Annotated in this window: 15 protein-coding genes and 1 pseudogene; 4 read left to right on the top strand and 12 right to left on the bottom strand. The window is 43.0% G+C overall.

Translation table 11 applies throughout. The features are described 5' to 3' along the window. Positions 1–132 precede the first annotated feature (132 nt). The gene (locus tag NML76_RS05680) at positions 133–1182 is read left to right on the top strand and encodes a DUF389 domain-containing protein (protein ID WP_254732940.1); all 1050 of its coding nucleotides are present in this window, start codon (positions 133–135) and stop codon (positions 1180–1182) included. 210 nt (positions 1183–1392) lie between these two features. On the opposite strand, the gene thrS is transcribed toward NML76_RS05680, so the two are convergent. From thrS to ccpA, 5 genes and pseudogenes are all read right to left on the bottom strand, one after another. Continuing rightward, on the bottom strand, positions 1393–3336 hold the full coding sequence (thrS, locus tag NML76_RS05675; protein WP_049514695.1) for a threonine--tRNA ligase: 1944 nt from the start codon (positions 3334–3336) through the stop codon (positions 1393–1395). A 10-nt stretch (positions 3337–3346) separates the two neighbouring features. Then, a pseudogene (locus tag NML76_RS05670) lies at positions 3347–3549 on the bottom strand (hypothetical protein). A 112-nt stretch (positions 3550–3661) separates the two neighbouring features. Beyond that, positions 3662–4984: a glycosyltransferase family 4 protein gene (locus NML76_RS05665; RefSeq protein ID WP_254732938.1), complete on the bottom strand. Its 1323-nt coding sequence runs from the start codon at positions 4982–4984 to the stop codon at positions 3662–3664. A gap of 1 nt (position 4985) precedes the next feature. Next, the gene (locus tag NML76_RS05660; RefSeq protein WP_041826399.1) at positions 4986–5984 is read right to left on the bottom strand and encodes a glycosyltransferase family 4 protein; all 999 of its coding nucleotides are present in this window, start codon (positions 5982–5984) and stop codon (positions 4986–4988) included. 141 nt (positions 5985–6125) lie between these two features. Next, on the bottom strand, positions 6126–7130 hold the full coding sequence (gene ccpA / locus NML76_RS05655) for a catabolite control protein A (RefSeq protein ID WP_021153619.1): 1005 nt from the start codon (positions 7128–7130) through the stop codon (positions 6126–6128). A 160-nt stretch (positions 7131–7290) separates the two neighbouring features. Here ccpA and NML76_RS05650 point away from each other — a divergent pair, with 160 nt between their 5' ends. Continuing rightward, positions 7291–8373: a Xaa-Pro peptidase family protein gene (locus NML76_RS05650; RefSeq protein WP_024055142.1), complete on the top strand. Its 1083-nt coding sequence runs from the start codon at positions 7291–7293 to the stop codon at positions 8371–8373. Positions 8374–8613: 240 nt separating this feature from the next. Here NML76_RS05650 and NML76_RS05645 read toward each other — a convergent pair whose 3' ends face one another. The 4 genes from NML76_RS05645 to NML76_RS05630 form a co-directional block, all read right to left on the bottom strand. Beyond that, the gene (locus tag NML76_RS05645; RefSeq protein WP_024055257.1) at positions 8614–9063 is read right to left on the bottom strand and encodes an Rrf2 family transcriptional regulator; all 450 of its coding nucleotides are present in this window, start codon (positions 9061–9063) and stop codon (positions 8614–8616) included. A 111-nt stretch (positions 9064–9174) separates the two neighbouring features. Next, positions 9175–10017, bottom strand: a complete 843-nt coding sequence (locus NML76_RS05640) for a metallophosphoesterase (RefSeq protein ID WP_024055256.1) — start codon at positions 10015–10017, stop codon at positions 9175–9177. A gap of 143 nt (positions 10018–10160) precedes the next feature. Continuing rightward, a complete protein-coding gene (locus NML76_RS05635; protein ID WP_254732936.1) occupies positions 10161–12884 on the bottom strand; it encodes an FtsX-like permease family protein in 2724 nt (907 codons plus the stop codon). 13 nt (positions 12885–12897) lie between these two features. Next, positions 12898–13599 (bottom strand): ABC transporter ATP-binding protein, encoded by a 702-nt coding sequence (locus tag NML76_RS05630; RefSeq protein ID WP_195623471.1) that lies wholly within the window; start codon positions 13597–13599, stop codon positions 12898–12900. A gap of 169 nt (positions 13600–13768) precedes the next feature. Between NML76_RS05630 and NML76_RS05625 the strand changes: the two genes are divergently transcribed. Both NML76_RS05625 and NML76_RS05620 read left to right on the top strand, forming a co-directional pair. Beyond that, a complete protein-coding gene (locus NML76_RS05625; protein WP_003013089.1) occupies positions 13769–15115 on the top strand; it encodes an Nramp family divalent metal transporter in 1347 nt (448 codons plus the stop codon). Between the two features lie 493 nt (positions 15116–15608). Beyond that, entirely contained in the window at positions 15609–16151 is a 543-nt protein-coding gene (locus NML76_RS05620) for a TetR/AcrR family transcriptional regulator (protein ID WP_070595249.1), read from the top strand. Positions 16152–16567: 416 nt separating this feature from the next. Here the strand turns inward: NML76_RS05620 and tehB are convergent, their stop codons facing one another. From tehB to rnr, 3 genes are all read right to left on the bottom strand, one after another. Further along, entirely contained in the window at positions 16568–17428 is an 861-nt protein-coding gene (gene tehB, locus NML76_RS05615; RefSeq protein WP_045759711.1) for an SAM-dependent methyltransferase TehB, read from the bottom strand. 130 nt (positions 17429–17558) lie between these two features. Beyond that, on the bottom strand, positions 17559–18026 hold the full coding sequence (gene smpB, locus NML76_RS05610) for an SsrA-binding protein SmpB (RefSeq protein WP_129824036.1): 468 nt from the start codon (positions 18024–18026) through the stop codon (positions 17559–17561). Beyond that, positions 17989–20349, bottom strand: a complete 2361-nt coding sequence (rnr, locus tag NML76_RS05605) for a ribonuclease R (RefSeq protein WP_254732934.1) — start codon at positions 20347–20349, stop codon at positions 17989–17991. Before rnr ends, smpB begins: the two co-directional genes overlap by 38 nt. Positions 20350–20414 lie beyond the last annotated feature (65 nt).

Below are 20414 nucleotides of genomic sequence, written 5' to 3'. Positions count from 1 at the left end.
GACTGATGGATAGTTAAAAGATAATGTTCAAAAAAATCATAGGTAAGAATTAAAAACATGTCAGTTTGGACAGAAGGCTCTCTACCATCATCCATGCAGAAACAAGATTATATGAAATAAAAGGAGTAACCAATGTCCGGAAACTATTCAACACGTGAATTCCGCGAGAAACTATATGATGACCTTCATGTTCGATTAAGAGATACACTGATTTTGATGTGTTCGATTTTTATTGCCTCTATAGGTCTAAATATGAATTCAACAGCTGTCATTATTGGAGCCATGCTGATTTCCCCTCTTATGACACCGATTATTGGACTGGGGTTTGGTTTAGCTATTTTTGATACGCGTTTAATCAAGCAATCTCTACAGGTTTTATTTACTCAAGTATTGGTCAGTTTGCTTGTCTCGACTCTATATTTCTGGATTTCTCCCTTATCTTATGCAAGTAGCGAATTGATTGCACGAACCTCTCCAACCATTTGGGATGTTCTCATTGCTATTGCGGGTGGGATAGCAGGTGTCATTGGTTCAAGAAAAAAAGAAGCAAACAATATCGTGCCAGGAGTAGCCATTGCAACAGCTCTGATGCCACCTATCTGCACTGCAGGCTATGGTTTAGCTAATGGAAATGTACGATTTTTATTTGGGGCTCTCTATCTTTTCTTGATCAACTGTGTTTTTATCATGCTAATCAATATTGTTGGAACAAGAATTATGATGAGACAATCTCCCTTAAGTTCATTTAAAGAGCTAAACATGAAAATGAGAATTGGGTTGATCTCCTTGATTGTATTATTGGTTCTTCCAGCCAGCTATTCAGCAGTCACTCTGACGATGGATCAAGCACGAAAAGAAGGGATCAAACAGTTTGTAGGAAAAGAGTTCGCCAATCATACAATCATTAATCAAGTCTACAAGTCAAGTAGCAATGAATTGGTCTTGACGATTGTTGGAGATCCGATTTCAGAAGAAGAATTAGAAACCATTCGCCAAAAACAAGACTCTTACGGTATTCAATCTGTTCAATTGAAGGTCAATCAAGTCCATAATTCGACAAAATTAGATAGTGAGACGACCAAGGAATTTTACGAAAACATTGACAAGTATATCGATCAAAAACTCTCTGAAAAAGATTCACAAAACGATCTCGTAAAAGAAAATGAAGCAGACAAGGACTGAGGATAGTCAACTTATCTAACTCATGGAAGCAAATCTTGGGAGGATATCCTATATCCAAAAGTTAATGGATAGAAAGGATTGTTGATGAGGATACTATTTGTAGTGGTTTGACCAATCACTACTAGCTCAGGTTAAACAAAATAGAAAAGCAACAACTGAAATAGTTGTTGCTTTTTCTTACTGAAAAATGTTTCTCAGACTGTGATCGTTTTATTTCTCAACACGAGATTTATTTGCAATATCTGCAAGAATCAATTCTACAAATGCATCTACCGGCATGGTTTCTGTTTCTTTTTGACCATAACGGCGAACGTTTACAGCCTGCTCTTCCATTTCCTTGTCACCAACGATTAATTGGTAAGGAATTTTTTGAGTTTGAGAAGCACGAATCTTGAACTGCATTTTCTCATTGCGTTCATCCACATCGGCACGAACACCGCGATCACGAAGTTTCTTAGCCACTTCCCAAGCGTAGTCCACGTGTTTTTCGTTCGATACTGGGATAAGGGTTACTTGGTGTGGCGCAAGCCAGGTTGGGAAAGCTCCCTTGTAGTTTTCAATCAAGATCGCAGTAAAGCGTTCCATGGTTGAGATAACCCCACGGTGGATCATAACAGGACGGTGTTCTTCCCCGTCTGCTCCAATGTAATGAAGATCAAAGCGTTCTGGAAGCAAGAAGTCCAATTGGATAGTTGAAAGAGTTTCTTCTTTACCAAGAGCTGTTTTCACTTGGATATCCAATTTTGGTCCGTAGAAGGCTGCTTCCCCTTCAGCTTCATAGTACTCAACACCCATATCATCAACGGCTGCTTTCAACATACGTTGAGCATTTTCCCACATTTCATCGTTGTCAAAGTATTTGTGTTTGTCTTCAGGATCACGGTAAGACAAGCGGAAACGATAATCTGTCAAGTTAAAATCTTCATACACATCGATGATCAATTGAAGGATCTTCTTGAATTCTTCCTCGATTTGTTCTGGAGCCACAAAGGTATGACCATCATTCAGAGACATTTCACGCACACGTTGAAGTCCTGTAAGGGCACCAGATTTTTCATAACGGTGCATCATACCGATTTCAGCGATACGGATTGGCAATTCGCGGTAAGAGTGCACATGGTGTTTGTAAACTTCGATGTGGTGAGGACAGTTCATTGGACGAAGAACAAACTCTTCTCCATCCCCCATATCCATTGGTGGGAACATGTCTTCACGGTAGTGATCCCAGTGACCTGAAGTCTTATAAAGTTCTACAGAAGCAATTGGTGGAGTGTAGACGTGTTGGTAGCCTGCTGCGACTTCTTTATCAACGATATAGCGTTCCAACTCACGACGGATCGTCGCACCATTTGGCAACCAGAATGGAAGACCTTGACCAACTTCTTGAGAAATCATGAACAAATCAAGCTCTTTCCCAAGTTTACGGTGGTCACGCTCTTTAGCTTCTTCACGCATTTGAAGGTAGTTCTTCAAGTCTTTCTTGTCGAACCAAGCAGTACCGTAAATCCGTTGCATCATAGCGTTATCGCTATTTCCACGCCAGTAAGCACCTGCCACATTCAAAAGGTGGAAGATTTGGATGCGGCCTGTTGATGGAACGTGTGGGCCACGGCAAAGGTCCACGTATTCACCTTGACGGTAGATCGTCAAACCACCTTCGTCTTCAGAGTGTTCTTCGATCAATTCCAATTTGTATGGATCATTTTTGAAGATTTCGCGCGCTTCATCTTTGGTCACTTCTTCACGAATAGATGGGAAGTTTTCTTTAACAATTTTCTTCATTTCTTCTTCGATACGAGGAAGGTCTTCGTTAGAAATTTGACCAGCTTGGTTGTCTGTATCGTAGTAGAAACCATCTTCGATCGCTGGACCGACACCCAAGTGGATATCTGGGAAGAGGCGACGAGCTGCTTGAGCGAACAAGTGAGCCGCTGAGTGACGCAAGATTGGAAGAGCATCTTCGTGATCAGGTGTCACGATTTCAATGCTTCCGTCTTCGGTAATCGCACGAGTTGTGTCAATCAATTTGCCGTTGAATTTACCAGCAAGAGCTTTTTTAGCTAGGGAATTGCTGATGGATTGTGCAATTTCAAAAGTTGTAACGCCAGATTCGAATTCACGAACAGCGCCATCTGGGAAAGTAATTTGAATCATGATTTTCTCCTTAAATTAATTTCGTAAGTAATGTTTGGGAAGAGGTGTCTTCAAGCAGAAGATGAACACAAAAAAGCGACATCCAAAAAGGACGTCGCAACGTGGTTCCACCTTCATTTATGTTCCTCAAAAAAGAGGGACACCTCTGATTGGCTCTAACGTAGCCACCGTTTTATGTTTGCATAAAAAGAATACGAGTAGTCCCAAACCTATCCTCTACGCGATTTCCAGCTCCACGCGCTCTCTATTAGATTTCCTAGATTTGATATGTCTCTTTCAGTTATTATAGCACGATTGAAAAATTTTGCAAGAAAAAGTTTTATTTTCAATCAAAGAAATGCGTAATTTTACGGATTTTCTTCACCTGTTTGACAGACGCCTTCATTATCTTCACAGATCCATTAACCGGAAGAGCAATCACCTTGGTCGGGATTTTCACAATGGTCTTGGACATCCGTTTAACCCGACTTTGCTCTGGGTTCAAGTCATTTGAGAAGTCTTTAGAGATGATTTTATCCAAATAAAATTCATAGACTCGACGGCCGAAGGTTGCTGCAGAAATATCATCGATCTTTTCTGCCCACTTGGTCTCGTCGATTGCAGGCATCTCGTCAAGCGCTTCAAGAATCGCTTGGGCCAGATCGCTCTCCTCATAAAAGAGTTTCCCAAACATAGGGTCATCAATCACATGATCGAGATAAGGATTGCCATGAGCGATGATCGGGGTACCACTCGCAATACTCTCTAGATAGGTCAGACCTTGCGTCTCACTCGTTGAAGCTGAAATAAAGAAGTCAGCCGCCTTATAATAGAGAGCTGTTTCATTGGGTGGGATCATTCCTGTAAAGACAACCGCATCTGAAACGCCAAGTTTCGCCGCTTGTTTTTTCAGATCATCCAAATAAGGTCCATCCCCAGCCACGATCAACTTAACTTTTTGATTGACCTTGAGGACATCAGGAAGGGCCGCAATAACAGCCTGAATATTCTTTTCATAAGAAACCCGCGACAGGCTCAATAAAAGCGTTTCATCTTCTGCGACTTCATATTTTTCACGAAGGGCAGCTGTCTCTATCGGAGTGATTTCCGGCCGGTCAAACTTAGCCAAATCAATCCCAGTCGGAATAATACGTTTTTCTGCCTTGACCTTGTATTTTTGGAGCAAGTCATAGACGATCTCACTTGGACAGATCACTCCATCCAGATCATTCATATAACTTCTCACAATGTATTTGACCATACTTGGGCGAATGACCATGCCTCTTGCAATATAGCGGACATAGTCCTCATACTGGGTATGGTAGGTATGAATGACTGGAATCCGCAACTCACGTCCAATCCACACTCCCAAAAGGCCCAGTGAAAACTCAGTCTGGGTATGGATAATATCCAGCTGGTATTGCTTGGCAATGGCAAGCGCCTTTGAGAAGCCACGATAAGCGACACGGCGGTCCTTAAAGGCGAAGAAAGGGACACTTGGAATCCGAATGATCTGCCAATCTTCATAGCGGTTGACATCTTTATCCGTTGTCGTAAAGATAAAGACCGTGTGACCCAATTTTTCCAATTCTGTTTTGAGCGTCCGAATGCTGGTCGCCACTCCCGAAACTTGCGGGAAATAGGTATCTGTAAATAATCCTACACGCATCTTACATCTCCAAAACTGTTTGATAGGCTTCGACCAGTTGATGAGCCACTAAGTCGATCGAACGACTTTCAGCGACCTTGTAACCGGCCTCCCGCTTGTCTACTTGTCCGTTCAAGACCTTGTTCAAGGAATCCACAAATTCGTCTACATTATGGCACAATTCAGAAGACGTCTCGTCGATCCAGCCATTGTATACTGGAATATCCCGCAAGACCGTGTGCTGATGACTGGCCAAGGCTTCCAAAACAACGATTCCTTCTGTTTCTTCATAAGATGGGAAGAAGAAAGCATCTGAACCCGTCATGGCCCCTTGGAAGACCGCTCCCTTGAAGTAGCCAGGGAATTCCACATTACTTGGATGATCCTTTTCCACGATACGACGAATCTTACGCGGAATGATCCATTTGTTGATAGAACCTAGCCAGATAAAGCGAACATCCGGCATGCGACGAGCCACTTCTACGAAATCTTCAATCCCTTTGCGTTTAAAATAAAGCCCTGCACAGATGACAACCTTTTGACCTTCTTGGATTTTAAAATGCTTGCGAAAGACCTCTTCTTTTTTCGGATCCTTCTTGTATTTTTCCAAATCAATCCCATTGGAGACCGCGATAATCGGTGTAGTCACCCCATAAGACTGAATCAGGTGTTTGGAATACTCAGATGGCGTGATCACATAGTCTGCCTTTTGGTACATGTGAGCCAAATACTTCCCAAACAAGGGCGCAAAAAAGTTAGACCCGATAAATGAATTTTCAAAATCCTCACGGGTTGAATGGCCATGCATGATGACTTTCTTTCCACGACGCTTTGCTGCATGGAGCAAAAGGAAACTCCGTGGGCCATAGGTATTGATATGCACCACATCATAGTCCCCTAAAATATCTGTCGTATACGGAATCCCAGCCAAATCAAGCGCATGCATTTGATGCTGCAAGGCTCGACCAATTCCTGATTTTTGTAAGACGGATTTTCCTTCTAAATACAGTAAAACTTTCATACCCTCTATTATACCGAAATAAAGAGTGCCCAGCAAGTCTCTACCTGTTTGCAGTATAAAAAAGAGGCTAGAACAGTTCTGTTCTAGCCTCTTAGACTAGTAGACACGTCTTCCCAAGTCGAGACTCTAGTCTACTAATCCTTATTTTTTGGTCGTTCCACGTTGGTTGATCGTATGAGACAACAGTACTTCGCGTTCTTCCAACTCTTCTTTGTGCATGATCTTGGTCAACATACGCATACTAATCGCACCAAGGTCATACAAGGGTTGGCCAATCGTTGATAGATTTGGACGCGTGTAACGAGTTACTTGTGAATCATCACTAGTAATGATTTCAAAGTCTTCTGGTACTTTGATACCGTGATCAGACAAGCCGTTCAAGAGACCTGCAGCCAATTCATCCCCTGTTACAAAGGCAGCTGTTGCTTTTGACGCAATGATGCGTTCTGCCAAGTTATAACCTTCATCGTAACGGTACTTGGATTCAAACACAAGTCCTTCGCTGTAGCTCAATTTTTTCGCTTTCAAAGCTTCTTTGTAGCCTGTCAAACGAATTTTTCCATTGATATCATCCACCAATGGGCCACTTACAAAAGCAATTTTCTTGTTGTGTTTTGCCAACTGTGTAACAGCATCCACAGTCGCTTGCTTGTAGTCGATATTGACACTTGGTAATTGGTGTTCAACATCCACTGTACCAGCAAGAACAACTGGCGTACGAGAGCGTGAAAATTCTGAGCGAATCTTTTCTGTCAAATGATAGCCCATGAAAATGATCCCATCCACTTGTTTTGAAAAAAGGTTATTTACCACTGAAACTTCTTTGTCATCGTCTTCATCGCTATTTGCAAGAACAATATTGTACTTGTACATTTCAGCAATGTCATCGATCCCCTTAGCCAATGTAGAGAAATAGCTATTCGTGATGTTTGGAATCACAACACCGACTGTTGTGGTTTTCTTGCTAGCAAGACCACGCGCAACAGCATTTGGACGGTAATCCAAGCGTTCGATCACTTCTAAAACTTTTTTACGTGTATTTTCTTTAACGTTTTTATTTCCATTTACTACACGACTAACGGTTGCCATTGAAACCCCTGCTTCACGGGCGACATCATAAATTGTAACTGTATCGTCTGTATTCATAAGATTTCCTTTCATTGTTGAAAATTTCGTTTTCACTCTCTAATTAATCCTATTTTATCACTTATTGTAAACACTTTCAAGCATTTTGGTAAAATTTTGTAAACTCTTGCTTTTTTGGGGAAAATTTGACAAAATAGATCCATAGAAAGAAGGTAGCATTATGTCTAAATTAGATCAAATCGTCGATTTTCTTGAAACTGAAAAAACAGATGTCGCTGTTGTATCCGATCCTGTCACCATCAATTACCTGACTGGATTTTACAGTGATCCCCACGAACGCCAACTCTTCTTGTTCGTCTATACAGACCACGAACCCCTTCTCTTCGTTCCTGCACTTGAAGTGGAACGGGCGACTGCAGTTGTTGATTTCCAAGTGGTTGGCTATGTAGATTCTGAAAACCCTTGGGAAAAGATTAAAGGGGCTATCGCAAAACCAGATGCCAAAACTGTTGCACTTGAATATGATAACTTGATTCTGACCAAGTACAATGGATTGCGCACTGTCTTTGAAAAAGCGGAATTTACTAACTTAACACCACGGATTAACCGCATGCGCTTGATCAAATCTGCTGATGAGATCCAAAAGATGTTGGTGGCCGGTCAATACGCAGATAAGGCTGTCAATATGGGTTTTGACGCCATCTCACTGGATAAAACGGAAACTGATATCGTGGCAGAAATCGACTTTGGCATCAAACGCTTGGGCTATGAAATGAGCTTTGAAACTATGGTCTTGACGGGGAATAATGCAGCTAACCCACACGGAATTCCTGGAAGCAATAAAGTCGAAAACAATGCTCTCTTGCTCTTTGACCTTGGCTGTATGGTCAATGGTTATGCATCAGATATGACCCGTACCGTCGCGGTTGGAAAACCGGATGATTTCAAAAAAGAAATCTACCACTTGACGTTAGAAGCTCAACAAGCAGCCATCGATATGATCAAACCTGGTGTAACCGCACATGACGTTGACCGTGCTGCACGGAGCGTCATCGAAAAAGCTGGTTATGGTGAATACTTCAACCACCGCCTTGGACACGGTATCGGTATGGATGTGCATGAATTCCCTTCTATTATGGAAGGAAATGACCTGGTGCTTGAAGAAGGCATGTGCTTCTCAGTCGAACCAGGGATCTATATCCCAGGTAAAGTCGGAGTCCGTATCGAAGACTGCGGCTATGTCACAAAAGACGGCTTTGGACTCTTTACAGAAACCAGCAAAGACTTGCTTTACTTTGACTAATCCTTTTGTAGATCCAAGTCGCAGTAAACAGAATGTTTCGTCAATAAATATAAAAAATGAGGCTGGGACAAAAGTCCTAGCCTCTTAATTGTCTTTGGATTGTAGAGCAAGACGCAGTGGTTGAGTGGGCTCTACTACGCTGATTTCATCAGCTTTTACAGCCCTACTCAACTGTGCGGAGGTGGGACGACGAAATCGAATTCTAACGAATGACCGATTTCTGTCCCACTCTCATTTTTCTTATGAAACCGATTCGAGGTCCATTCTTTTCTGCGCGTCTTCTACGACTTCTTTTAGGCTGGTTTGAGCCATCTCTTTTTCCATAGCAGTCTGAATGTCTTCGAGCTTCCCATCTAAGACATGGTGGATATTGTGACCTATTGGGCAATTTGGATTGGGTTTTTCATGGAAACCAAATAATTGGCCTGTCGAACCTAAGCATTCGACCGCTTGATAGATATCCAGCAGACTGATCTCATCGGCTGCTTTAGCGAGTTCAGCTCCTCCTGTCCCACGCGCTACATGGATCAATCCAGCTTTTTTCAACTGAGACAAGGTCTTTCGAATAATAACAGGATTCACGCCGACACTTCCTGCCAAAAAATCACTGGTTACTTTGGTTTTTTCCCCTTGTAGAGCGATCATGATCAAGACATGAGTCCCGATTGTAAACCGACTCGAAATTTGCATGTCTTTACTCCTTTCTGCCTGTTCTGAAAGTGGCATCTATTGGACGATTGTCAACAGATGACTCTTACTACCCTTATTATACTAGTTTTTGTTGTAATGTCAATAGTTACACTATTGAAAAAAGTCCTCTAACCAAGCATCGATTTCTCGATCATGACCTTCTCTCTGCTCAATCTCATGAAGTAGCTCATGATTGTGGGTATGATGAATGCCATTGACCAAACTTTCATAATACACTTGATAATAAGGAAGATGGAGGTCTTTAGCAAGTTGGAGTTCTTTTTGCACATCATAATCCACCCGTCTAAAATCGATATCTTTTAGCCCCATTTGATCAAATTCAAGAATAGCATACATGGCCCGAAGATCCTTGCGAAGATTCTTTTCCAAAAAGAAAGGTTGACCGATCGAGCCAGGATTGATAATCAGTTCTCCTCCTGTCCCGTAGCGGAAAAACTGCTGATGGATGTGGCCATAGACTGCGATATCACAAGACGGGTTTGTCACCAAGCGATCAAAATCCTTCTGCTCACCAATGTGGATCAATTCGCGACCCCAATTCTTGTCAGGTAAGTGGTGGGTAATGCCGATCTTTAAACCTGCGATTTCTCTATGGACCTGCATGGGCATTTCCTGCATGGCTTCAATTTCCTGAGGCGTGATTTCTTCAAGAATATATTGACACTGGCGCATGAGGTAGCGATGACTGGGTCTGGTCTCATCCAGCATCCCCCTCATGGCCCGCCAAAGACTATCTTCCCAGTTCCCAAGGACTTTGACCGTAATCGGTAACTCCTCTAACATCTCCAAGAGGGCCCGTCTCCCTGTTCCTGGCATCAAACTATCTCCTAAGAGCCAATATTCATCCACCTTGGCTTTTCGACTATCCTCTAGGACAGCTTCCAAAGCTGTCGTATTTCCATGAATATCTGAAAGTAAAGCAATTTTAGTCATGATCTTCTCCTACTATCCATTATAACAAAGAGTAGAAAAACTTCCACCCTGGGGTGAAAGTTTTATGAGAATTCTATGCTGCTCGAAATGAAAAATAAGGTTAGAGGACTCATTTTGTCGCTATCAGCTACGGGCTTTGTATCTTAGTCTACTGATTTGAGGGCTTCGAGCATGTCTACTTTTCGGAGATAATGGTCAACATAAATTCCTAACAGGACCAAAAGAAGGATCAGTCCCCCTACAGGGAAGAGGAAAACACCAAGTCCTACTTTGGGGTAAAAGAGAATGGCATCTGGTGCAATCATAGCAATAAGAAATTGATGAAGATAATAGCCCCCCACTAACCCCATGAGGATCCCTATGATAGACAATAAGATGGTTTCGCGGTAAATATAGAGTGTCACTTCCTTATTATGGAATCCCAAGACCTTGATGGTCGATAATTCACGGATCCGTTCTGCCACATTGATATTGGTTAAATTATACAAGATCACGATAGCTAACAAAACCGATACAACTACTAGAATCATCATGGTGGTGTCCAACGATTTGGCAACTGAGTTAAAGAGGGAAATCATCGAAGCATTTTGACTGACTGCCTTCACAGCTGCAAGAGCCATCATGTCCCGACTAACTGCTTGCACTTGTTGTGTGGATGAATTTCGCAGCTGTACCAAATAGCTGTTTTCTGAAGTCCGCTCTCCGTAGATTTTTTGGTAACTTGCCTGATCCATATAGATAAAATGGCCGACATAATTTTCAGTGATTCCTGCCACCTTAAAAGAGTGGCCATCTAGGGTCAGTCGATCCCCAACTGTAATCTGGGCTAGTTGTGCCAGTTTGCTACTGATGATAACCCCTTTCTTTAGAGACAAGGACTCCCCTTGCTTGAAAGAACGCAGGCTGACAAAGGGAGAAAAATCTGCACGATCCGTAACCAACATCGTAACGGTCTGTTTGTCGTGTCCATTTTTTAAAGAAGCTTCAATGACCTTACTATAGATGGCTCGATAATCCTTGATGTCTGATTTTGCCAGACGATTGGTTAGTTCTTTGCTTTCTTGGTAGGAGGCATTCGTTTTTTTGGCTACAATCAACTCATAAGATAGGATCTCTTGAAATTGGCGTTTGGAAACACTTCCTACAGAAGATTGAATCCCTAGCCCTGCAAAGAGAAGAGCAACAGAACCCGCCACTCCAAAAATGGTCATCAGCATCCGTAGTTTGTAACGAAAGAGATTGCGAGCAGTAACCTTGTGCGTGAAATTCAGACGTTTCCAAATAAAATGGAGACGCTCCAGAAAAATTTTCGAACCGGATACCGGTGGCTTGGGCAGTAATAAAAGATTGGCTTCTTCTTTTAATTCCTTACGAGCAACCCAGTAAGCTGGAAGCACACTCGCGACGAAAGACAGTCCAAGAGCAATCAGAGTCATATCCCCATAAAAATACTCTCTGCTCTCTCCAATCACCATCCCTTGCGTGATAATGTTGGAAATGATCCCCGATAGGAAATAATGGCCCAGCAAGGTTCCTAGAAGGGTACCGATCGTCCCTGCAAAGAATCCATAGAGGACAAATTTGAGAATGATGTCCCTGGTACGATAGCCCAGCGCCTTAAATATCCCTGCATTGGTTCGCTCTTCATCGACAAAGCGGGTCATCGTGGTAAAGGTCACCATGGCGGCTACTAGATAAAGAACAACCGGAAAAATATTTCCGACAGCGGAAATACTACTACTAGCATTGCTATACATCAAGTAACCTTGTCCACCTGGCATGGTCTTGCGGTCATAGACATGATAAGTTGGAATTTCCAGCTGATCTCGCTCCCTTTGCGCTTTTTTCAGCTCCTCCTCTTTTTTTGCGAGCTCCGTTTCACCTGCAGTCCAGTCCTTCTTTTTCTGATCAATTTGTTCTTGGGCTTGATGGAGCTTTTCTTGACTGGCTACTTGCTCTTTAGCTGGCAGAAATGGAGCTAATTTCTTGAACTGGGCCTCCTGCAAGTCTAATTGTTTTTGAGCCTGATCGATCTGATTTTTAGCTGACTGGAGTGTTTCCTCGGCACGACGGAGTTCTTTCTGGCCTTTTTGAATCTGCCCATCCGCCTCCTGCTTGAGTCTTTGATAGCGGGCCTTTCCATTGTCTTTCAGAAGTTTTTCTAACTCTTCTTGATGAGCTTTGAGCCCTTTTTGGTAGACTTGCGAAAAAGAATCTAAAGACTTCAGATCATCAAACTGGATCCGCGCCATCGCGGGAAGTTTAGTCGTAAAGACCTCTTTTGAAACTAGTGCATAGGCATCTAGATTTCCACTACCACTCATGGCAGTGCCTAAATTCTTTTGAGACCACATCTCAGAGGATTGAACAAAACCAACAATGGTGAATTGCTTTCGCTTTAAACTAGAGCGCGTTCCAGCCTTTTCTTCAAGTGTGAGGGTATCCCCTATCTGATAGCGATCCTCCCAAAAACTTGCTAGGGCCAGTTCCCCTTCTTTTTGGGGCAGGCGCCCCTTGGTCACACGAAAAGAAGAAAGACTTTTTGGGGCAGAAAAGAGTCGAATTGCCTTTCCTGTTCCTTTCACTGTCAAATCCAGCAGGGAACCAAATTCGACACGCGCTCCTTTGACTCCTAAAAGTTCCTCTTGGTCTGCCTGGTCTAATCCCAAGTCCCCCATGACAGCAAGATCTAGCATTTTTTGTTGCTGAATAAACTGGTTAGCCGTTCGGTGCATATTTGGAGTAGTCACCTTTAAGCCAACCAAGGCCAAGCTTCCCAATAACATCAAGGTTAAGATGGAGAGAAAACGTCCTTTTGAATGTGTAAAGGAAGCAAATAGATCCTTCCAATAGACTTTTCGTTTCATGCTACCACCTCTTCTAATATTCTAGCGTAGCAATATCTTGAGGAAGCTCATTGATTTCTACCGACTTGACCTTGGCATCATGCATGCGAATCACACGGTCTGCAATCGGAGCTAGGGCACCATTATGGGTTACGATGATGACCGTCGCTCCCTTTTTTCGAGACATATCCTGTAAAATCCCCAATACTTGCTTACCCGTCTGGTAATCCAAGGCTCCCGTCGGCTCATCACAAAGGAGAATTTTAGGGTTTTTAGCCACTGCCCGAGCGATCGCCACCCGTTGTTGCTCTCCCCCTGACAATTGGGCAGGAAAATTATCAAGACGATTGCCAAGTCCTACTTCTTTCAAAACAGCTTCCGGATCTAGAGCATCAGAAACAATTTCTGAAGCCAACTCAACATTCTCCTTAGCTGTCAAATTAGGGACCAAATTATAAAATTGAAAGACAAAGCCAACGTCATCTCGTCGATAATCCGTTCGTTGATGGGAATTGAGCTTAGAAATATCCACCCCATCAATCAGGACCTGTCCTTCGTCATTCGTGTCCATCCCTCCTAAGATATTGAGAACTGTTGATTTTCCAGCTCCTGACGCCCCTAAAATAATGACCAATTCGCCTTTTTCAATCTCAAAAGAAACATCCTGATTAGCGAGAATCTCCGTTTCTCCACTCGTATAGCGCTTGTAACAGTGCTGCATTTCGATGTAGGCCATTTTCTCTCTCCTCCCTCCTATTTCCTATCTATATTATAGTCCTTTTCGAATTGATTACAAAGAAATCGAGGCATCAACAATAGTAATTCTTCCTCATTATCATGAAATATCATAAATTTTATGCTATAATTGGAGACAAATTGATTTATTCTTAGAAAGAAGGCTCATCATGAGTTTACAACAGTTTGAAAGGAAATCACTTCAAGAAATTAACCAGTCTATTGACGTGCCAAAAGGCATCCCCTTTTGGAAGACTCTTCTACTCTTTTCAGGACCAGGAAGTCTGGTAGCTGTCGGCTATATGGATCCGGGAAACTGGATTACCAGTGTGGTCGGAGGGGCCCAATACCGCTACCTCCTCTTATCAGTGGTTCTTCTCTCGTCTTTGATCGCCATGCAGTTGCAACAAATGGCTGGGAAACTAGGGATTGTCCATCGTAAGGACCTGGCCCAAACAACCGCCCATCATTTGCCAAAATGGCTTCGCTATACCCTTTGGATTGTGATTGAGCTTGCCTTGATGGCGACAGATTTAGCAGAAGTCATCGGATCAGGGATTGCCCTTCACCTCCTCTTTGGCTGGCCCTTGCTCTTTTCCATCCTGATCACCATCTTTGATGTCTTCCTATTACTAGGACTCATGCATCTAGGATTTCGAAAGATCGAGGCCATCGTATCAACCTTGATCCTCACGATCCTTGCAATTTTTGGCTATCTGGTATTCCTATCGAAACCAGATATCGGAGGAATCTTCGCTGGCTTCCTCCCTCAAAAAGAAGTGCTGGGAATCGGTCTTCCAAAAGGAAATGAAGCCTTGACCTTGGCGCTTGGAATCATCGGGGCAACCGTAATGCCCCACAACCTCTATCTCCACTCTTCCATTTCGCAAACGCGAAAGGTGGACTACAAAGATCCAGCAGATATCAAACGGGCAGTGCGCTTTATGACCTGGGATTCAAATATTGAATTGAGTTTGGCCTTCGTCGTCAACTCCCTCCTCTTGATTCTTGGAGCGGCCCTCTTCTTCGGTCACGGGGATAAGATCGGTGCTTTTTCTAGCATGTACAATGCCCTCAAGGATAACCACATTGCCGGTGCTATCGCTAGTCCCTTCTTGTCCACCCTCTTTGCCATCGCTTTGTTAGCCAGTGGTCAAAATTCAACCATAACTGGGACCCTAACTGGTCAAATCGTTATGGAAGGTTTCTTACGATTCCGACTGCCACAATGGGTGGTGCGTCTCATGACTCGGATCATCGCCCTTCTTCCTGTCATCATCGTTGCGATCTTATTTGGAGACCAAGAACATGTCCTTGATGACCTTCTAGTTTATTCTCAAGTCTTTCTATCAGCGGCTCTTCCTTTCTCCATTTTCCCTCTTGTTTATTTCACCTCCAACAAGGAAATCATGGGAGAACATGTCAATGCGAAATGGAATACTTTCTTAGGCTATCTCGTTGCGATTGTCTTAACTATCTTAAATTTCAATTTGATCGTGACAACTTTTATCAAATAAAGAGAGAGTGGGACAGAAATCGGTAATTCGTTAGAATTCGATTTCGTCGTCCCACCTCCGCACAGTTGAGTAGGGCTGTAAAAGCTGATGAAATCAGTGTAGTAGAGCCCACTCAACCACTGCGTCTTGCTCGACAATCCAAAAACAATTGAGAGGCTAGGACTTGTGTCCCAGCCTCTTTTTGTTTATTACACTCCCTTTTCCATCTTGCTCCTCCATTTCCTAAAAATTTCCTGACCATTTTTTTAGGAGGGAATTATTTTAAATCACTAATTATTGTGAGATTTTCACAAAATCTTGTCAGGGCCCGTCATTCATAAACTTGTAAATTTTTTGTACACTTTTCGTTATCTGTACAAAAATGAGAATTGTTGTCTAATTTATTCTTTTGGAGTATAATGCTATTTGTTAGTGTCGTGAAATTATTTAACAGATAAATTATTTTAACGTCAAATAAATAAGAATAAATTTATACAACTACAGAAAGGAACATATGGTACGCCAAAGACAAACAACAACCAAGTCAGACTTACGAAATGCGCTCTCAAAACTCCTCTTGCAACAACCTTTTGAAAGCATCACTATTCGACAATTAACCGAAACAGCTGGCATCAATCGAGGGACCTTCTACTTGCACTATGTCGATAAATACGACATGTTTGAGCAAATGAAAATGGACATGATGCAAGAATTGGATAGCCTCTTCGTTGAGGGAAGCCCTGTCAAGGTGAACTTTCTCAATGTCTTGACTGCTATTAAAGACAATTATGATTTTATTTATGCATTGTCCCAATCCTGTTGCTCGGACTTCCGTAAATTGGTAAGAAGTTTTACTCTCCATGCACTAGACGATACTCCTCATTCTAAAGAACACATCATTTCAGACTTTCAAGTTCCATACAAGTATGGGCTAGAAATTTTCATCGCTACGATTGAATCTGTGATTGTGACCTGGTTAGAATCCGGTGCCAAGGAAGAGCCAATCGAAATCGGTACGATCATTCTTAGCGTCTGCGACTTTGCTAACTGGAACTAAATTCCCCAACCTTTTCCTTCCTTTATGGAGAAGGTTTTTCTTTTTGGCAAATAAACAACATTCAGATCACCTTGTCCAACTTGTTTGTAGAAAGCAAAAAGGCAGGATCCTAACATCCTACTTTTAGAATGTAGACAAATTACTTTAAAGTAAAATAAGTTAAGCGATTTTGCAAAAAAAAATAAAAATGAGTTCCAATTTTTAAATCGATTCAAGAAAATACCGAAACTTTCCGCTGTGAGAAAAGTGCCTGAAACAATAACATTTCAGGCACTCGGGAGTTTTGAGACCCTAGGCTCAAAACTAAGTCTTGGAACTTCGAAGAAGTTCACTGACGTCCGTACTCACCTAAGGAAAGTTTTTTATATGACTTTGTCTTCAATCTGAAGGCAGGATCTTAACATCCTGCTTTTTCTTTATTTTTTCTTTGCCAACATGGTTGCAAATCGAAGTTGAATCCGATGGCCATTTTCATCTCGACGATGGAGATGGCCTGGATTTTCATTGTACTTGACCAACTCCCAATCCTTGTAATACTCCGCCAATTCTCCTTCTTTAAAGGTGAACGAGAAGGGCATCTGGCAGGGATAATCTTCCGTATCCATGGCACAGACAATGAGATTGTAGCCACCTGGATTGGTATGCTCTTGCATATTGCGGATAATCGCTGGAATCCGATCAGCCTCTAAAAACATGAGGACCACAGTCGATATGATGAAGTCATAGTTTTGGGTAAGAGCTGCAGCATTGATATCATAGAGTCCCACTGGCATCTCTAGATCTTCCTCAGCGACAATACTTTGTAAGATCTCAAGAGCCAGTTCATTTTGATCCACTGCTGTCACGTCAAAGCCATGTTGGGCCAAAAAGAGGGCGTTGCGGCCTTGCCCGCATCCTAGATCCAGCGCCTTTCCAGCTGGGACAATTCCCACTGCTTCTAGCACTTCTGAATGGACAGGATTGGTGTTGTATTTTTTGGGGAAATAGTCTTTTGGCTCACAGTAAAATTCTAGGTACCACTCCACATCGTCAGTCGCCGCTTCGACACGATGCCAGGCCTGGGGCTCGGCCATGGGGTTCTCTGCTCCTGCTTCAAAGAGGTGGCTCGCGATTTCTTCCCCCTCTTCGGTCAATTCAATAAATCGTAACTGACCCTTTAAAACAGTAATCTTTCCCCAGGTTCCTACCTTGGTATTGTGCTTTCTTTGAAGAGCTTCTGGCATGGTATCCTTGGTCCAGATAGGCATGCGCTTGTAAGCAATCAATTTTTGTGTCATGCTGCTTCTCCTTTTTCTTTCTGTACCCTTATCATACAGAAAAAAATTCCTTTTTACAAGTTGGAAAAAGGAGAGCCCATCTCCAAGAAAAAAGACAGATCTGAAACGAGTTTCAAAACTGCCTTTTTCTTTAACGTGTATTGTATTGTTTCATGACCCGTGCGATGTCTCGGTTTTGTTCCCGACGTTTGATGGATTCACGCTTGTCATAATCATGTTTCCCTTTAGCAAGCCCCAAAAGCAATTTGGCATAGCCGTCCTTGAGATAGACCTTCAAAGGCACCAAGGTCATTCCGGTCCCTTTGGTGTCTTGGTCCAGCTTTTGGATTTGCTTTTTATGAAGAAGGAGCTTGCGACGACGGTCTGGATCTTGGTTCCAGATATTGCCTTCCTCATAAGGGGCAATGTGGACATTGCTAAGCCAAACTTCGCCATTTTTTACTTGTGCAAAGCCATCTTTCAAGTTAATGTGTGCTGCACGGACACTTTTGATCTCTGTCCCCGTCAGCACCATCCCTGCTTCAATCGTATCCACGATGGTGTAGTCATGTCTCGCCTTTTTATTTTGCGCGACTACCTTTCCTTCGCCCTTTGCCATGTTTGGCTCCTTTCTTTGCTACTTCCTTGTAAAATGGTTTCTTCCCTTTTTTCTTTTTGGATTTAGAGGAAGAATCTTTCCGCTTGTCATCTTTTCTAGCAGTTGATCCCTTAGAAACTTTTTTGTCCTTGCGTCTGCGATCCCGGCGATTGCCATCTCGGTCACGTCCTTTAGACTTGAGGCCTTTTTCAACGACATCCCATTCACTTGGAATATAAGAGAAATCAATCTCTCCGGTCATCTTGTCGGCTCTTTCTACCTTGATTCGGATTTGCTGACCGACACGGAAGGTCACTCCGGATTTTTCCCCGCGAAGGGTTAGATCTCGTTCGTTAAAATGGTAGAATTCAGGGAGATTGGTAATATGGATCAAGCCTTCAACCGTATTTGGCAACTCCACAAAGAGGCCAAATTTTACCACACTGGAAACCACGGCATCGTACTCTTCCCCAACATAGTCTTCCATGTATTCTGCCTTCTTCATGGCTTCTACTTCGCGCTCCGCATCAATAGCTCGACGTTCCCGACTAGAGGATTGGCTGGCAATGTCCGGAAGGACTTGTTCAAAGTGTTCAGCTACTTCTTGGGATTTTCCATATTCGCGCACCATTCGATGAACCATCAGGTCCGGATACCGACGGATGGGACTGGTAAAGTGGGTATAATACTCAGCAGCAAGCCCATAGTGGCCATGGTTATGCTCTGAGTAGCGAGCCTGCTGCATCGAGCGCAACAACATCATCGAAAGGACATCTGCATAGGGTTCCCCTTCGACCTTGCGCATAATTTCTTGCAGGGCTTCTTGGCTCATCTCACTAGCCGTTCCGTAGATTTGGATCCCGAAGCTAGAAGCATAATCGATAAACTTCTGTACTTTTTCTGCCTTTGGATCTTCGTGGATCCGGTAGATGAACGGCAGTTCTAGTCGTGTAAAGTGCTCCGCCACTGTTTCATTGGCAATCAGCATAAAGGACTCGATCATCCGCTCAGCAATTCCTCTTTGACGAAGGACGATATCGACCGGTTTTCCTTCTTTATTGACCAGGATTTTAGCCTCATTGGTATCAAAATTAAGGGCGCCGCGACGAATCCGCATGCTTTCTAGAATGCCATGCAAGGTGGCCATTTGATGAATACTTGGGACAATTTTCTTAAAGGTTTGAGCCTTTTCTTCGTCGCCCGCTAAGATATCATTGACGTCGCTATATGTCATTCGGAAGGTTGTATTGATCACTGTTTGGGTAATGGTATGCTTGACGACCTTGCCATGAGGATCGATCTCCATGATGGCAGACTGGGTCAGGCGGTCCACATTCGGATTTAAAGAACAGATCCCATTGGAGAGACGCTCTGGCAACATGGGTACTACTCGGTCGGTCACATAGACAGAAGTCGCCCGATTAAGAGCTTCCTTGTCGAGTGCTGAACCTTCTGTAACATAATAAGAAACATCTGCGATGTGAACACCCAGCTCAAAGTTGCCGTTCTTGAGTAGCTTGATATGGACTGCATCGTCCAAGTCTTTGGCATCTGCCCCATCGATGGTAAAGGTGATCTCCTCTCGCAGATCTAACCGTCCCTCTAAATCCTTTGCAGACGGTGCATCTGGAACATTCTCGGCCTCTTTCAGCACTTCTTCTGGAAATTCTGAGACAATGTCCATGGATTCTAACACTTCCAAGACATCGATTCCTGGATCTGTCACATGACCGACCACATCCCGCACAGTCGCCACAAAATAATTGTGCTTGCGGCTCGGGTATTGATCAATTTCGACCTTGAGGATTTCGGTCCCTTCCAATTGAATGGCTGGCTTCTTCACATAGATCAGCTGGCTGATCTTTTGATTTTTCGAACGAATGTAGCCGGCATATTTAGGTTTTTCCTCATCCAGAACGATTTGTCCAACTACCGTTTTGATGCTATGCTCCAAAACATCAATAATCTTAGCTTCTGCTGCTGTTCCTTTGTTTCGGTCTGCCACCTTGGTAATGACGATCTCAACGGTGTCACCATCGATAGCGTGGTTGACATCATTTCGGCCAACAAAGAGGTCCTCTTCTTCGCCTTCTAAACTGACAAAGCCAAAGCCATTCTTATGCGCATGAAAGATCCCCTTGAGGGTAATAGCTGGGGCCTTCTTTTGAGCCAAACGAAGAGAGCCATCATCTTCGAATTTCAACTCATGACGGCGTTCCATCAGAGAGATGGTTTTGACCAAGTCACGGAAATCCTTAGACCCTTCCTTTCCTAGAGCTGCTGCCAGATCATTGATCTGGGCCTTGTCATGCTCTTGTAAATATTCTTTAATACTTGTTTTCATTGATTTATTTGCTGGTTATCCAGCCTCCTTTTTTCTATCCACTTGTGTCTTTGTTTTACAAAATA

It is taken from the genome of Streptococcus sp. CF8_Ac1-9 (assembly GCF_024295565.1).
GTDB classification, from domain to species: domain Bacteria; phylum Bacillota; class Bacilli; order Lactobacillales; family Streptococcaceae; genus Streptococcus; species Streptococcus parasanguinis_X.
The sequence above is the reverse complement of the archived record's forward strand: the minus strand, read 5'-3'. Positions and strand labels throughout refer to the sequence as shown.